This window comes from Bdellovibrio sp. (genome assembly GCF_047637665.1).
GTDB lineage: Bacteria > Bdellovibrionota > Bdellovibrionia > Bdellovibrionales > Bdellovibrionaceae > Bdellovibrio.
Genome location: NZ_JBLJBT010000028.1, coordinates 56,490 through 71,003, shown reverse-complemented (window position 1 = coordinate 71,003; position 14,514 = coordinate 56,490). Strand labels below are relative to the sequence as shown.

Here is a 14,514-nt window from a genome sequence, read left to right as displayed (position 1 = left end):
GAGCTATTCTGTTCGGGGTTTTTCAAATTCTAGCAGGAGCCTACACTCAATCTTTGGGAAGTCACTCTGTCACGGCTTTACTGTATGCCATCTTTGGTTACCTTTGTGTCGTCGTGTTTTTGTCGATATTAGCTTTTCTTCGCCGTCATAATCCCAATCCCTTTTCTCGGCTTCGCACGACATTCAAAGAATCACTCACAAAAGAAAAACATCGGCATCTCTATGCTTTCAGCTATAGCTTCTCGGTTCTTCTTTCAATTCTTATCGTCGACTATTTCCAAATAGATCACGGCTATTGGGCCGTCGGAACGGTCTTAATCATCCTCAGACCTGATACGCGGCAAAGTATCTATCGAAGTGCTCAACGTTTTTTGGGAACCTTGATCGGAGTGCTTGTCGCAGAAGCTGTGATTATCACAGTCCATTCGCCGTGGCTGGCCATTGCCATCTTGGCCATTGCCAGCTTTTGGGGACCGTGGGCCCTATCTCGCAGCTATTGGTTAGGTTCTGCAGTCGTTGTTCTTATGCTTTTACTTATCCTGGATATGCCAAGCTTAGAATCTGGTGACATTCACACCCCTTTGATTCGTCTGAAGGCCACGGGCATCGGATGTCTTTTAGGTTTGCTGGGGGTTCTGATCTCCAACCCCCAACTTCTTTGGAAAGACCGCTCGTCTCGGTCTTAACTATTTGCCAAGTTTTCCCAGGTATTTCGGATTTAATAAATTCTCAATAGAGAAAATTTCGTTCAACTGTTCTTGGGTCACCAAACCCAGCTCGATCGCAACTTCCCCCACACTTTTTCCGGTCTCAGCACAAATCTTTCCGATCTTATCCCCTTCCGCGTGGCCGATGATAGGATCCAAGTAGGTCACAATACCTATACTGTTCAGCACGTAGTTTCGACAACGCTCCGGATTGGCAGAGATCCCCTCAACACATTTTTCGCGCAATGTATGACATCCTTGAGTCAAAAGATGGATGGACTCAAAGATACTTGAAGCGATGACGGGCTCCATGACGTTCAACTGCAACTGCCCGGCCTCCGCCGCGAGAGTGATGGTCAGATCATTTCCGATAATTTTAAATGCCACTTGATTAACCACTTCGGGAATCACGGGATTGACCTTCGCGGGCATAATGGAAGATCCCGCCTGCATCTCGGGAAGATTGATCTCTTTGAGGCCCGCGCGAGGCCCTGAGCTGAGCAAACGAAGATCATTACAGATCTTTGAGAGCTTCACTGCGGTTCTTTTCAACGCGCCAGAGACGATGATGTACGCTCCACAATCGCTGGTCGCCTCAATGTAATCCTCAGATTGCACGAAAGGATAACCGGTCACTTCGGCTAATTTTTTTACCGCCAAAGGAGCATACTCGGGAGGCGTGTTGATGCCCGTTCCAATCGCTGTCGCCCCCAAGTTCACCTCGAGAATCAACTTCTGCACACTCTTCATCAGGCGACTGTCTTCCTTCAGCAACGTAGAAAAAGCATTGAACTCTTGCCCCAAAGACATCGGGACCGCATCCTGCAACTGAGTTCGTCCCATTTTCAAAACACTCTTAAACTCGTGACCCTTTTTTTCAAAAGCGGCCGCCAATTCATCAATCGCTGCGATGGCCACATTCAGATGTTCATACAAAGCCACACGGAAGGCCGTGGGATAGGCATCATTGGTTGATTGGCATTTATTCACATGGTCGTTCGGATTGATGACAGAGTAGGTGCCTTTTTCCAAACCTCTTTTTTCAAGCGCGATGTTAGCAATGACCTCGTTCGCATTCATATTGATCGAAGTCCCCGCCCCTCCTTGAAAAATATCGGAGGGAAACTGCGAAGACCACTGTTGAGGATTTTGCAAAATCACGTCACACGCTTGCACCAAAGACTCTGAAACGTCCTGCGAAATCGTTCCCAGTTCTCCATTCGCCAAGGCCGCTGCTTTTTTGACTAACGCCAGTCCACGCAAAAACAAATGATTTGCGCCAATTTTTTGACCGGAGATCTGAAAGTTTTCCACAGCTCGCAAAGTGTGAATGCCATAATAAGCATCGGCAGGAACCTTTTTTTCACCTAATAGATCTTTTTCAATGCGGAACTTCTGCATACACCCTCTCATAGTTTTTGAGCTTCAAAATTTCACCGTGCTTCAACAATCGAAATACGCTGGAGTCCATTTTTTTTGCCGCCAAGGCTTTTTGCAAATCCACGGGCGGCAAGGACATCGCCTCATCCGACAAACGAAAAGTGCCCCAATGGACTCCAATCGAAAGTTTTGCCTTTAAGTCCTCGTGAATCTGGACGGCTTCTTCTGGATTCACATGTTGTTTTTTCATAAACCAACGGGGTTCATAAGTTCCCACAGGAAGAAGGGCCACATCAACCTCTCCCAACTTCAGGCGGATATCTTGAAAGTCCCGAGAATACCCCGTGTCCCCGGAATAAAACACATGAAGCCGGGAGCTCTTCACATACCATCCACCCCACAAAGACTTATTATGATCAAATAAACTGCGCTGACTCCAGTGCTGCGCCGGCGTTAAGACGACTGTCAGATCTTTGAGCTTGGTTTCGTCCCACCAATCCATTTCTTTGACGTTTTTTATTCCTTGAGATTTCAGTAAAGCCTCATCCCCCAGAGGAACTAAAAACAAAGTTTGAGAGTCTCTTTGCGCCAGTGCACGCAAGGTCGGAAGATCCAGATGATCATAGTGACCGTGTGAAACCAAAACGACATCGATCGCGGGCAGATCAGATATCTCAAAAGGCAAAGGAACCAAACGCTTCGGCCCCATAAAGCTCACGGGTGATACGCGGTCAGAAAAAACCGGGTCCATCAAAATATTGACTCCAGATAGCTGAATCAACGACGTCGCGTGTCCAATCCAGGTCAGAGTGGACTCCTCACGATTGGCTTGCAGAAATTGCGTGTCCGTCTTCACGATCTCAGGATGAAATGGCGGTTCGGGGGGACGCGTGCTGGTTAAACGTTCCCACTGCCATTTCCAAAAGCCGTCTTTTGGAGAATTATCATAGTTATTCAAGAACTGATTCTCCCCATGGTGGGCCTTGTTCGGATCATGATACCGAAAGCTCTGGCAACCAGAGACACCCACTAATACCAGTATAAAAAGAAGGACCCATTTCATGGCGGAAGATTCTCACACTTTACACATTCTGTCATGCCGGGAACAGTTGCCTTGCGCGCTGTGAAATATTACGACAGTGATTTGACATACTGTATAGCAAGGAAACAGCCGTGATTCGTGAGTTTTGGAAACAGCAAAGCACTTCGCAAAAAGTCACTCTCCTCTTCATTCTGACCCTTCTTTTCCGCGCCTTTTTTTCCCTCAACATAGGGCTGATTGATGATGAGGCTTATCACTGGTCTTGGGCGAAATGGCTGCAACTGTCCTACTATGATCACCCTGGAATGATTGCTTGGCTTGAGGCGATAACAACAAGTCTTTTTGGTGACACCTACTTGGGAGTTCGACTTCCTGGCTTTTTATGTTTTATCGGCACGGTCGTTTTTCTTTATAAACTCACCAAAGACCTTTTCGATGAGTGGGCGGCTATTTTTGTTGGTTTCATTTTGCTTTGGTCTCCCTTTTGGGGATTTGGTGGTTATGTCGCGTCCCCAGAACCTCCCTTTATTTTGTGCTGGGTGGCCGCCGCGTGGGTGTTCTGGCAAGGAGTGCGCGAAGACAACAAACGCTGGAGCGTGAAAAAAACATGGCTGTGGTTGGGAATATTGATGGGACTTGGATTGAACTCTAAGTTTATCATCGCCCTTCTTGCTCCGGGTTTTGGTCTTTATCTTTTGACAACACCTCAACGCCGCAAGGACTTACTGACGCCATGGCCGTGGGTGGGTTTTCTGATTGCCACGGTATTGTGTTCTCCGATCTTTGCGTGGAATATCATCCACGACTGGCCAGGATTTAAATATCAGTTCCATGGTCGTCATACGGGATCCACCTTCAGCGTGAGCCGCTGGTTCACCTTTTTTGCCGCGCAACTGCTGTTCTATACTCCGTTCTTGTATGTCATGCTGGTGTTGAGTTTCCTCACTTCACTTGTGAAGTTCAAAGAAGCGCGCTGGCGTTTTCTGTTTTGTCTAACAATCCCCTCTTTTGCGATCTTCTATCCACAACCCCTTTTTGCCGAATATAAACCGCACTGGAGTGGGGCTGCTTGCACCTTACTTTTAATGGGGGCGGGCTTTATTTGGTCGCAGGGACTTACTTGGGGACACCGACAGATCGTGAAAGCCCGAAGCAAGGTGTACACGTGGGGTATCTTGGGCTTTTTTATCCCTCTAGCATTGATCACCTACACTCCCTTCATTTATCCGTGGATGCCGAAAGCTTTTCATCTTTTCAACCCTACAGGTGAATGGAAAACCACTTATGACTTCAGTAATGAGTTCACAGGGTGGGAAGAGCTGGGACAGTATGTAAATCGCCGCCAACGCGAAATTCACGCCGAAAGCGGACGCAAGCCTTTCATCGCCTGCCAACGATATGAAACCACTGCGCAAACCACGTGGGCGACAAAACAAAAAGTTTACATGTTAAACTTTACCCGCAGCCACTACACGGTGATGCAGTCCCCTGAAGAGATGAACAATCTCAAAGGACAAAACGCGATTTATATTAGTACGGAGAAATACCCGACAAATCCCATGGAATGGGCCAAGTGGGATGACTGTCAAAAAGAAGAACTGAAGACCTTCCGCCATGGCATTCATGCACGGACCTTCTTCATCTACTATTGCACAAACTTTCAGGGCATTACGCAGTAAAATAATCAGTTTAAAACATACTCGATAGGCACCGTGATACTCCAAGAGGTTCTTTGAATCTCTTGGGGGAACGGCTTCATGCCACTGATCCCCTGCACAAGATCCACGGCGGCCTGATTCAAAGTCTCATGAGGAGCTTTCTCAACGATCTCACTTGCCGTCAGCGAACCATCCGCCGCCAACGTGAATCGCATCGTCACTTTCCCCGTATGTCCCATTTTTTTAGCCATCACGGGATAACGTTTCCGGCGCTCAAGCAATTTTTTGATTTCATAAAGATAGCGCTGCTCGGGAGACACTTCGCTGCCTTGAGCGCCCCCCTCACGTCCCTCCAAGGCGCCTCGTTCGGAAGTTCCCGCAACAGAGCCCATGGTTTTCCCGGAAGAAGATACTTGCTGCAAAGCCGGGGTCACCGCTTCACTTTTTATCGTCGGCGCCGCAGAGTCGTTCGTCATCACAGAAGGCCTGTTCTTCACTACCTTCACGTCCTCTGCTTTCGGAGTGCGCTCCGCCCCTCCTTCGCCATACATCAGCTCCACACCCACCGGAAGAGGCTCCCCTTGAGGTTCACTCAGGGATAGACCCAATAAAAAGAAAGCCCCGTGCAAAACTGCAGAAAGCAGGACCGACTTATTGATATTCAAAGAGGTTTTAGGAAACTTCATAGGCATTGTTTTGACGTACTTATAAGTTTGGGCGCCAAAAAACTCAACGCCCCCGGGCTGAAATGCCTCAATTCCATTCTATTCGCTTTAAAGCCTGCCAATTGAAAACATAGTGAAAATCAAGACCCCACTCGCCTCACACTCTGTAGGAATTACTGTTCAAAATCCTGACAGCCTCCTTCCGAGGGTTCCTTGTGTTATGCTCCGGCCTGATCTATTTGGAGGAACCTTATGAAGATTCTTTTTGGACTGCTCGCATTCTGCGCTGCTTTACTTTCTTATCCCACAAAAAGTTACGCGGATATGTTTTCCGCAGCCCCTACTCTTGAACAGCGAGATATTAAAGGTGCCACCATCTTTGAATCCGAAGAAGTGGTTATGCTGATGATAGATGGCAGTGCCATTGAGTCCACCAAACATCTTCACGAGATCTTCGCCGAAGCCCTCAAACTTCCCACTAGCTACGGAAAAAATCTGGATGCCCTTTTTGACGTTCTCACAGATCAAACTTTGATCTCAAAAAAAATCGATATCACGATCAGAAACGGTTCCGCATTGACGGTCACTCTGGGTGAAGACACCGTCGACGCTCTTTTAGAGGTTCTTAACTCAGCCCAAGAAGCCGATCCAAATCACATGAGCCTCATGTACTGGCAATAAGCACACATTTACTCAAATGAAAAAAACAAAAAGCCCACTTTTTAGGTGGGCTTTTTGTTTTTTTAAACTTTGTTTTCAGCTTAAACGTAAGATCCTCTTTTGATCTTCTCAAGAATTAATTTTTCCGTCTTGATTGGATCATTCGGATCGACAGAGAAGAAAGACTGTTGCTCACAACGAATCTTTTCTTTAATCAACCATCTCAAAATATCCGCCAAATTCTTATTTTTCTTATCGAGGAAGAACGGATCGTTTTCTAAAGCGTCTTTCGCTTTTTTCAAAGCCCGTGCTTCCGCAGGGTCAGACTCTTTCACTTTGTAGTGAGGAAGATCGTACTTTTTCACGTCTTCAGGCAAAACCCCTAAGAACTTCACATTCGGTGCCGAGAAGTCAGCATTACGAATCAAAGAAGCCGCCGATCCGGCTTTCAACGTACGGAAGATATTCTGCATCGTGTACGCATCGAGATCTCCGAAGAAGTACATAGGAACATCCAGTTCTTCCTGAATCAACTTGGACCAGCCACGAACACCATTCGAAGGAACCCCTTGAGCACCCATCACGATACAGTTGTTACGCTTTGTGAATCCCATCGTCACCAGAGTATTCGCCGTACCTTCCGACTCCACGATCAAGCAGAAGTCGATTTTCTTTTTCGCCTTCAATCTCAATGCCTGAGGTTTGTTCTTGGGTTGAAACGGCGAAGTTCCCAAAGTCGACAAGTCCACAACCGCTTTTTCACCGTCAGGCATTGTCTCGGTCACCACCAACTGCTGAGAATAAGTCTGTCCGCCACGATCGTTGGCGAAGCAGTTTAATTCTTCACGATACACTTCCAACATATCACCGATAAAGTCGATAATCGCATCGGACTCTGGCTGATCGTCAAAATCCAAAGGCTTCAAACGGGAATTTCCCTTAATCAAACCTTTACACATGTAATAAAGTTCACGCTTTGTATTAACCGCGCCTTTATCCAAGTTGTTCAAAAGGATCTCAAGAACAAACACCACACGAGCCAGCTTTTGCACCGAAGAGACATTCAGTTCTGTGCGAACAACTTTATCTCCTGGAGTCAAATAGCCTACTTTGGAATTGTACAAAGAGTTGTCCAAAGACGTTTTTACCGCCTCCAAAACAGGACGTTTGGAAGCTTCCAAATCTTTCAACATCTTGTCTGCCAAGATGCGAGCTTCTTTAGGGATATCAATTTTTAATTCACGAATACTGAGAAGTTTTGCCATAGTCTATGCAATCCTACTTCTTTTTACCGGTTGTTTTTTTGGTCGTCTCTTTTTTGGTGGTGGTCTTTTTAGTCCCTTGCGGCTCTAAAGCTTCCTCCACCAGATCTTCCCCGCGAATCACATCTTCCTCGATATCATCGTGGTCGATGCCTTTTTTCTTCTCGCGCTTTTTCTGCTCAAGAAGTTTTGATTCTGCGGCTTCCAAGTCTGCCATCGCCTCTTCTGAATCGCGTCCCAAAAGTTTTCTCAAACCCTCTTCGGCTTTTTTCTTACGAGACTCTGGAGCATTAATGATTCGCGCCAAACCTTCCACAAGAATTGGACCGAACTGCTCGATATGAGCCAGCTTTCTTTCAAGATCCGCTTCTTTCACTTCTTTTTTAATATGACGAGAAAGCTTTTGACCCGCTTGAATCAAGGCCAAACGGATTTCGCCGACTAACTCTTCAGAAGCATCAATCGTTTCTTTCGAAGCATTCTTAAACTTGATGAATGGAGAAACGATGGACACCGCAAAGATATAAGGCCCTAGAGGCAAGCTGTCTTTCGGCTGCCCCAATCCATAAGATTTCCAATTCACAGACTCAATCGCCCAGGTGATCGCACAGCCGGACTTATCGAACTGCAAAGGAACACGATTCGCAAAACGCAGTAAAGTCACCTGAGAATCCGGAGATTGATTGCGGTCTTTAAAACGCGCCAAAGCCACTTCCACCACGACTGGTTTAAAGTCACAAATCGTGGGCTTACGAGTCACGACCGCAAAGAAGTCGATCTCTCCCAAACGAGTGATCGACTTAGAAAGAGCCTCTTCCCCTACTGTTAAAACAGATTTCGTGCTGGGAGCCATCAAATCGGTGTTCTGAACTGCTTGGAAGACCTTTTTAAAATCTTCTTCAGTCAAAACCGTCAAAGGCTTCTCGAGAAGATTCTTGGGAAGACCTTTTTTTACAAAATCCTGAATAGACTGATCGGAAATGCGCGAAAAACCTGTCTTCAAAAACTTAGACAAGGTGGTCTTTCCAAACAACGTCGCATGAGTGATGAACTCACCCAATTTAAACGTGTGAGGATGAGGCAAAGACGCCTCAGGAATTCGCGGAACCTCGTTGCTCACGCGAGTTACCGTGACGAAATCATTTTCCATCAACTTATAAGTGACGGTCATGTGAGGATTTACCAGGATGGTGCCCTCAATATAAGTGACGATACCACCGTCACCGTTAAGTTGAATACGTCCATCCAGAACGAACTCAACGCGGGTCCCATGCTCACGATCCCAATCTAAAGTTTCTTTATTCTTTAAAACACCCGTATTGGATTTGATATCCACATCGACTTGCGCCGCAAGGGCTTTACGCATCTTTTTGGTTTTAGAAACAACATTCACGCCTCGAGCGTTGGTCATCTGCGCCCATGTTGTGGCAGCAGAAATACCAATCCCCTGTTGTCCCCGAGAACACTGCCCCCGGCCAAACTTCGAAGACGCCAGATACTCACCGTAAACTTTCGCGAGGTCTTCGCCCTCAATTCCGGGCCCGTTATCTTCAACAACGATGCGAATTAAATCAGTATTTTTGGTCGATCCCGTTCCCACTTTGGAAACTTCGATCAAAAGATCAGGAAGAATGCCCGCCTGCTCACATGCATCCAGAGAGTTGTCTACGGCCTCTTTAAGGGTCGTTAAAACAGCCTTTAAGGGGGAGGAGAAACCCACCTGCTGCAGGTTCTTCGCAAAATATTCAGCGGTGCTACTTTTAGTAATCTTACTCACGGTCGCTTGGTCCTTCACGAGATGTTAACGAATTTTAATGAATGACTTTGATAGGTTAACGCGAACGCAGAGGGTCAAATCAAGACTAAAGCCTCAACGCTGCGTGGTGTAATTTTCAATAAGACCAGGAGGCACCCCCCTGTAGGCCTTCTAGACCTTCATCTGGCACGAACCTAAGGTTCACTCTTATTCCGACTCAGAGCCCGAAGAATCGGAGGTTGAACTCTGCGACAGCCCCTCCAGAGCCATCTCGGCCCGGGTTTTATACCCCTTCTTTGAATTGCACTCCTTGCAAGAGGGGACGCAATTATTTTTGTTAGACTTTCCTCCCCGCGCAATCGGAATGAGATGATCCATTGTGAGATCTGCGGGTTTAAAACGTTCTCCGCAGTGGTAACACTGACCTTTCCCCAGTTCCTGCTTCCACCACTGGCTTTGGCGAAGCTCTCGGGCTTTTGCTTTTTCCCGCTTTTGATGTTCTGGAGAGGCTGGAGAGAAGAAATAATCCATGGCCCGTTATAAACGATGTTTCAACGCCCTGCAAGGGGGGCGAATCTGGACCTTTGTTCGCTCTGGATTCCTCAATTTTACCACCCCTTTTGCCGATAAAAGTTGGAGATGACCTTAAGGAGCAAGTGCCCATGTCTGTAAAAACTTTCAAAAAAGGCGAAGTGATCTATAAAGACGGAGATAAAATCACCTCCGTTTACTTGATTCAAACCGGGGGCGCGAATCAGTGTCTGATTCGAGGTAAAAAAACCATCGACCTTTTTCAACTGGGTTCTTCTCATATTCTGGGTGATCAAGTCATCTTAGGCCAAGCCACTCACCCCACGTCGGCGGTTGCAACCACGGAAACCAAAGTTTTGGAAATTCCCGTTGAAACATTAAAACAGCAATATGAAAACGCACCCCAAATGCTCAAGGTCATCATCAAGTCCTTAGCAGATCGCCTGCGCCTGGCGGTCAATGATGTGCGCTCTAGCAAACTTGAGAAAGACTCCTCCCCTTGCCCTGAAGACCAAGTCGCCAAAGCTTTCGGCACCGTCTTTCACACGGCCAATCACAAAGGAGATCGTTCCCAGCCGGGCCGCGTGGTGATGGACTGGAGCATGATGAAACAGTACAGCCAACGGGTCATGGGAGAATCGCCTAAACGACTGGAACAAGTTATCAACATCCTGGTTAAGCTCAAACTTGCTCTTTATGAAATGGGCAAAGCCCCCGACAATCCAGATGGTCCCGAAGAGATTCAAAAAGTTCATTTCTTGGATTTGGGACTGGTTGAAAGTTTTTTTGAATTCTATCAATACTATTACTTCAAAGGCGGTCGCTCGGAACTTCTTAAGGTTGACGAGCTTTGCCAGCAAATGCTGGACGGTCTTTTAAAACTCTCTGAAACAGAACAACCCGACCGCTTTGGTCTGGTCAGCGTTGATTTCGCTAAATTCAGCGAATACTGCAAAAACGAAATCGGTATTAATCTCAATAACGATCATTTCAACCGCCTTGAAGGCAAAGGTGTCTTCATGAAACGAAAGAACGGCGGGACCGGTGTTCTTTTGCAATTCGAAGTCAAAGAATTCCGTTCGATCTACCAAAGCTGGAAGATGCTTCGTGAAATTGAAAAATGGAACGAAAAAGGTTTTGTCGATATGGATGAAAAAGAAGAAAAGCCTAAAAAGAAAACCGGTGGCCCGGTCTGCCCGGCGTGCAGTGTCGAAGTCCAAGCAGGAGCCAAATTCTGCCACGAATGTGGTCACAAAATAACCATGGCGGCCTAATATGAGCGAAGCCTTGGTTATTTTTAAAGCCATTCCCCACGATGTGGAAAAGCAGCTTCTTCTGCAAAAGCTCTTGGCCAAAAATGAAACGATTTATCTGCGCGACAAGTTTGATCGCCAGATTCCTCTTTCTGCCGTGAGTATTAATTCGAACTTTCAGATCAAATGCACCTCCCCCGAAAAAGGCTCCATGAATGTGCCAGAAAACAGCACCTTCACCGCCAGCTTTTCGCTGCAAGGAGAAAAATACATTTTCGACACTCAACCCACGGTCGGAAAGAGCTATGTGACGTTGCCGGTACTCAATCTTTTTCATCTGCAACGACGTCGCAATTACCGCTATGTATTGCCTCAAGATTATTCGGCCGAGTTTGTAATCAACTATCTGAATCAAACTATCTGCGCTCATACCTGTCGTTTGCTGGATCTCAGCACGGAAGGTTGTGCGGTAGAAATTTCTCAGGAGAATGCCAACTTGAACCTTGAGGACTTGGTTCAAGCTGAAATCTTTTTGGGAGATCGAAATCCCATTATTGTTCAAGGCGTGATTAAAAACATTCGCGCGAAAGACGACGCATGGTTGGTGCTGGGAGTGGAATTCAATCACCTGGCCAACGCCAGTGAAGAATCCATCATCAACTCTTTGACGGATTTACAGCGCGACATCTACCTTCGCAAAGCGGGTTAAGCCCGCTTTTAGTTCAAAGACAAATAAGCCCAGACAGAAAGCCCCGTCCCGACGGTTCCCAATAAACACATTCCTGAAAAGAAGATCGACTGTAACTTTTCTTTCTTAAGGACTAAGCTCATCGCCCCTAAGACCAAGCAGATCTGAAAAAACAAGCTGGCCGTATCAAAACGATCTCCGGCTTGCGCCAAAGAAGCCAAGTGCGATTCCAGTTCCTGGGCGCCGATGATTTTTCCCAGTTCCCCGTTTAAATCCTGCACCCAGTTTTCAGGCCCCACGGTTTGCGAGCCTTTTAAGATTTCATTTTTTTCTTTTTTATAGCGCAAGATTTTGCGGTTCAAATTCGCAATATGTTTATCAACCCCGGCCGCGGCTTGGGGGTTCACCGCTCCCGCTTCTTTAAGGCTTTCCAGAAGGGATTTTTCTCCCTCCACCAAGGTCTCTTTAATGCTTTTGGACTGATACCACATATAGGCCGCGGCTTTGTCATTGGTTCCGATGATTTCATCGTCCCCATATTTTCCAGCCACCAAGTCACTCACCGACATGATTGCAGCAAATACCGCAATCACAACCCCACAACGGACTTCAAAATTCATATTATTTTCGTCAGACATGATCCACTAACTCGAACTATCTCGATGGATAATATAATTTATTATCCCACATTCCTTCGTTGAAATACTGTATAGTGGCTTTCAATTTTTCAGTCAATTCTTGCTTCCGCGCATTCTGATCTGAAGAGGCACGATCTTCTTTGAACTCTTTATTCCCTTCCCGATCTTCATTGGCGAACATCTGCGGTTCAGTATGCCCCGGCGACCAGCGCACATAATAGTCCTTGGCAAAAAGAATGTACCGACCATCAATAAAATTGACCGCCGCCTTATCCCCATCAATGAATAAAGAGCTGCCCAAATAGTTTTTGTCTTTTTCGGGGATACCTAAGAAATCCAAAATCGTCGGCAAGACGTCCACCTGTTGCACCACCTTGGTCACATCCGTTTTGGGGAACTGATAAGAGGGATGATACAAGAAAAGCGGAATCCGGTAGCTTCCCATATCGTTTTCCCACTCCGAACGATAGTGCATGGCCGCGTGGTCGGCTGTGATGACAAACAAAGTGTCTTTAAACCAAGGCTTTTTTTCGGCCTCTTCAAAAAACTTCTTCAACGCAAAATCGGTGTACGAAATGGTCTTCAGGATTTCAATCGGCCCTTCGGGAAACATTTCTTTGTATTGAGGCGGAATCTTATAAGGCTGATGCGACGACAGAGTAAATACCGACGTCATAAAGGGCTGTGGCATGGTATCCACTTGCCCGATCATCCACTGCAAGAAGGGCTCATCCCAGATCCCCCAAACACCATCATCGTCCGCGGAATTGCCGTACTCGCGAGAACCAAAGTATTTTTCCATCCCCGCACTTTGCATGAACGAATCAAAATACATCGTGCCGTTATGCCCACCATGGAAGAAGCTCGTCGCATAACCTTGGGGCGTCACCAAAGTACCCAACCCCAAGAAATAATTGGCCGTGAAGTGCGACGAAATAAACGGTTCATTCATCAAAGCCGGAATCCCGGCAACAATGGCCCCAACACCCTCGATGGAGCGTCGACCATTGGCGTAGGCATTTTTAAAGACCAAAGACTTCGCCATCAAAGAATCTAGGAAAGGCGTGTAGGTCTTGCCATTCACCGGTCCGATATACTCTTCACCGAAACTTTCAAGAATGATCAACACGACATTCTGGGGTTTGGCCGGACGATGTCCCTCCAAAGAGGACCCCTCTAAGGAGCCGTTAAGATGTTTCAGCATCTCTTCTTTATTTGCGAAGTACTTTTCCTGCTTTAAGGTTTCAGCGCCATAACTTTTAATGAAAGTAAAAGTGGAATTTAAAACCAGATTATTCAGTAATGGCGCCGAAAACACATTGGCGTTCACAAAGCTGATGGGCTTTCCCTGCAAGCCTCCGCGAATTCCAATCACCGCAATCACCAAGGCGACAAAACACAAGAAGACATGGGACAGCCACAACTTCACTCCGCCCTTGGGGGCCTCGCCTGGCCAAACGAGATCGTCGGCCCTTTTTTGCATCAAGCGGCGTACGCTCCAGACGAAAAACATCACAATCAAACTGTTGATCAAAAAGAGCAGCCAATAACTGCTCACAAAGTTCCAAACTTTTCCCGGAACCTCATTGACGACAAAAAGGCTGTCGTAAGAAAAACGCCGACCGACGAAATTGATAAACTCAACATCGACTAAGTTCAGAATAAGAAAAGGCAGTTGCAGAATACAAAAAAGAACCCAGGTTAACGAGGACCAATAGACATTCCAACTTTTTGGCCAAGGGACAAAGGCCAAGAGCAGCAACGGCGCCGCCACACTTAAAGCGGCTGCCATATCAAAGCGCAGGCCCACCACAAAAGACCACAAAATATCCAAAGTGGGCTTGTTTTTAAAAAGACCCCAATTCCATAGCAGGAACTCGACCCGCGCGAAGAAGTAGAAAAGCACGGCCAATAAGACCAGAGAAAATATCTTAATTAAGCGATGGGAAGGTCCAAACATGAGGTCATTCTACGTCGACTAGTCGCATCATTCAAGTCGTGGACTTAGCGTTATGCCTCTGTTAATTTCCCGTCTTATGACACCAGAACAAATGATCGAACGTTTAGAGAAGCATTATCCTGATTGCAAAGTTGAAGTTTACGACCTCACCGGCACCCAGGATCACTATGAAGTATTTGTGGAAAGCCCTGTATTTGCGGGGATGACTCGCATTCAACAGCACCAGCATGTGATGGCCTGCTTTGGTCCAGAATTAAAAACGGGCGAGGTCCATGCCCTCTCAATCAAGACTAAGATTAAATAAGAAAAAGGAA

14 protein-coding genes are annotated in these 14,514 nt (G+C 46.6%); 6 read left to right on the top strand and 8 right to left on the bottom strand.

The window, feature by feature from the left end:
* On the top strand, nt 1-686 hold a 686-nt coding region (locus ACM64D_RS10185), incomplete at its 5' end, for an FUSC family protein (protein ID WP_415063104.1).
* On the opposite strand, the gene aspA is transcribed toward ACM64D_RS10185, so the two are convergent.
* Both aspA and ACM64D_RS10175 read right to left on the bottom strand, forming a co-directional pair.
* Nucleotides 687-2,108 (bottom strand): aspartate ammonia-lyase, encoded by a 1,422-nt coding sequence (gene aspA, locus ACM64D_RS10180; RefSeq protein ID WP_415063103.1) that lies wholly within the window; start codon nt 2,106-2,108, stop codon nt 687-689.
* Nucleotides 2,089-3,150: an MBL fold metallo-hydrolase gene (locus ACM64D_RS10175; protein ID WP_415063102.1), complete on the bottom strand. Its 1,062-nt coding sequence runs from the start codon at nt 3,148-3,150 to the stop codon at nt 2,089-2,091. The genes aspA and ACM64D_RS10175 overlap by 20 nt, the downstream gene beginning before the upstream one ends.
* Nucleotides 3,151-3,260: 110 nt before the next feature.
* Here ACM64D_RS10175 and ACM64D_RS10170 point away from each other — a divergent pair, with 110 nt between their 5' ends.
* A complete protein-coding gene (locus tag ACM64D_RS10170) occupies nt 3,261-4,808 on the top strand; it encodes an ArnT family glycosyltransferase (RefSeq protein ID WP_415063101.1) in 1,548 nt (515 codons plus the stop codon).
* 5 nt (nt 4,809-4,813) lie between these two features.
* Here the strand turns inward: ACM64D_RS10170 and ACM64D_RS10165 are convergent, their stop codons facing one another.
* Nucleotides 4,814-5,473 carry an energy transducer TonB gene (locus tag ACM64D_RS10165; protein WP_415063100.1) on the bottom strand — a complete coding sequence of 220 codons (660 nt, stop codon included), beginning with the start codon at nt 5,471-5,473 and terminating at the stop codon, nt 4,814-4,816.
* A gap of 231 nt (nt 5,474-5,704) precedes the next feature.
* Between ACM64D_RS10165 and ACM64D_RS10160 the strand changes: the two genes are divergently transcribed.
* The gene (locus ACM64D_RS10160; protein ID WP_415063099.1) at nt 5,705-6,133 is read left to right on the top strand and encodes a barstar family protein; all 429 of its coding nucleotides are present in this window, start codon (nt 5,705-5,707) and stop codon (nt 6,131-6,133) included.
* A gap of 80 nt (nt 6,134-6,213) precedes the next feature.
* Here the strand turns inward: ACM64D_RS10160 and ACM64D_RS10155 are convergent, their stop codons facing one another.
* The 3 genes from ACM64D_RS10155 to ACM64D_RS10145 all read right to left on the bottom strand — a co-directional run bounded on the left by ACM64D_RS10155 (nt 6,214) and on the right by ACM64D_RS10145 (nt 9,661).
* Nucleotides 6,214-7,377 carry a DNA topoisomerase VI gene (locus ACM64D_RS10155; RefSeq protein ID WP_415063098.1) on the bottom strand — a complete coding sequence of 388 codons (1,164 nt, stop codon included), beginning with the start codon at nt 7,375-7,377 and terminating at the stop codon, nt 6,214-6,216.
* 13 nt (nt 7,378-7,390) lie between these two features.
* Nucleotides 7,391-9,151 (bottom strand): DNA topoisomerase VI subunit B, encoded by a 1,761-nt coding sequence (locus tag ACM64D_RS10150; RefSeq protein ID WP_415063097.1) that lies wholly within the window; start codon nt 9,149-9,151, stop codon nt 7,391-7,393.
* A gap of 186 nt (nt 9,152-9,337) precedes the next feature.
* Complete coding sequence (locus ACM64D_RS10145; protein WP_415063096.1) at nt 9,338-9,661, bottom strand: HNH endonuclease; 324 nt, start codon at nt 9,659-9,661, stop codon at nt 9,338-9,340.
* A gap of 131 nt (nt 9,662-9,792) precedes the next feature.
* Between ACM64D_RS10145 and ACM64D_RS10140 the strand changes: the two genes are divergently transcribed.
* Complete coding sequence (locus tag ACM64D_RS10140) at nt 9,793-10,935, top strand: cyclic nucleotide-binding domain-containing protein (RefSeq protein ID WP_415063095.1); 1,143 nt, start codon at nt 9,793-9,795, stop codon at nt 10,933-10,935.
* Nucleotide 10,936: 1 nt separating this feature from the next.
* Nucleotides 10,937-11,623, top strand: a complete 687-nt coding sequence (locus ACM64D_RS10135) for a PilZ domain-containing protein (RefSeq protein ID WP_415063094.1) — start codon at nt 10,937-10,939, stop codon at nt 11,621-11,623.
* An 8-nt stretch (nt 11,624-11,631) separates the two neighbouring features.
* On the opposite strand, the gene ACM64D_RS10130 is transcribed toward ACM64D_RS10135, so the two are convergent.
* Both ACM64D_RS10130 and ACM64D_RS10125 read right to left on the bottom strand, forming a co-directional pair.
* Nucleotides 11,632-12,222 carry a DUF4337 domain-containing protein gene (locus tag ACM64D_RS10130; protein ID WP_415063093.1) on the bottom strand — a complete coding sequence of 197 codons (591 nt, stop codon included), beginning with the start codon at nt 12,220-12,222 and terminating at the stop codon, nt 11,632-11,634.
* Nucleotides 12,223-12,256: 34 nt separating this feature from the next.
* Nucleotides 12,257-14,200: an LTA synthase family protein gene (locus tag ACM64D_RS10125; RefSeq protein WP_415063092.1), complete on the bottom strand. Its 1,944-nt coding sequence runs from the start codon at nt 14,198-14,200 to the stop codon at nt 12,257-12,259.
* A gap of 76 nt (nt 14,201-14,276) precedes the next feature.
* Between ACM64D_RS10125 and ACM64D_RS10120 the strand changes: the two genes are divergently transcribed.
* Nucleotides 14,277-14,504 (top strand): BolA/IbaG family iron-sulfur metabolism protein, encoded by a 228-nt coding sequence (locus ACM64D_RS10120; protein ID WP_415063091.1) that lies wholly within the window; start codon nt 14,277-14,279, stop codon nt 14,502-14,504.
* Nucleotides 14,505-14,514: the final 10 nt, after the last annotated feature.

Coding starts and splice junctions, on each gene's coding strand:
- aspA (WP_415063103.1), bottom strand. CDS start 2,108: ATGCAGAAGTTCCGCATTGAAAAAGATCTATTAGGTGAAAAAAAGGTT.
- ACM64D_RS10175 (WP_415063102.1), bottom strand. CDS start 3,150: ATGAAATGGGTCCTTCTTTTTATACTGGTATTAGTGGGTGTCTCTGGT.
- ACM64D_RS10165 (WP_415063100.1), bottom strand. CDS start 5,473: ATGAAGTTTCCTAAAACCTCTTTGAATATCAATAAGTCGGTCCTGCTT.
- ACM64D_RS10160 (WP_415063099.1), top strand. CDS start 5,705: ATGAAGATTCTTTTTGGACTGCTCGCATTCTGCGCTGCTTTACTTTCT.
- ACM64D_RS10155 (WP_415063098.1), bottom strand. CDS start 7,377: ATGGCAAAACTTCTCAGTATTCGTGAATTAAAAATTGATATCCCTAAA.
- ACM64D_RS10145 (WP_415063096.1), bottom strand. CDS start 9,661: ATGGATTATTTCTTCTCTCCAGCCTCTCCAGAACATCAAAAGCGGGAA.
- ACM64D_RS10140 (WP_415063095.1), top strand. CDS start 9,793: ATGTCTGTAAAAACTTTCAAAAAAGGCGAAGTGATCTATAAAGACGGA.
- ACM64D_RS10135 (WP_415063094.1), top strand. CDS start 10,937: ATGAGCGAAGCCTTGGTTATTTTTAAAGCCATTCCCCACGATGTGGAA.
- ACM64D_RS10130 (WP_415063093.1), bottom strand. CDS start 12,222: ATGAATTTTGAAGTCCGTTGTGGGGTTGTGATTGCGGTATTTGCTGCA.
- ACM64D_RS10125 (WP_415063092.1), bottom strand. CDS start 14,200: ATGTTTGGACCTTCCCATCGCTTAATTAAGATATTTTCTCTGGTCTTA.
- ACM64D_RS10120 (WP_415063091.1), top strand. CDS start 14,277: ATGACACCAGAACAAATGATCGAACGTTTAGAGAAGCATTATCCTGAT.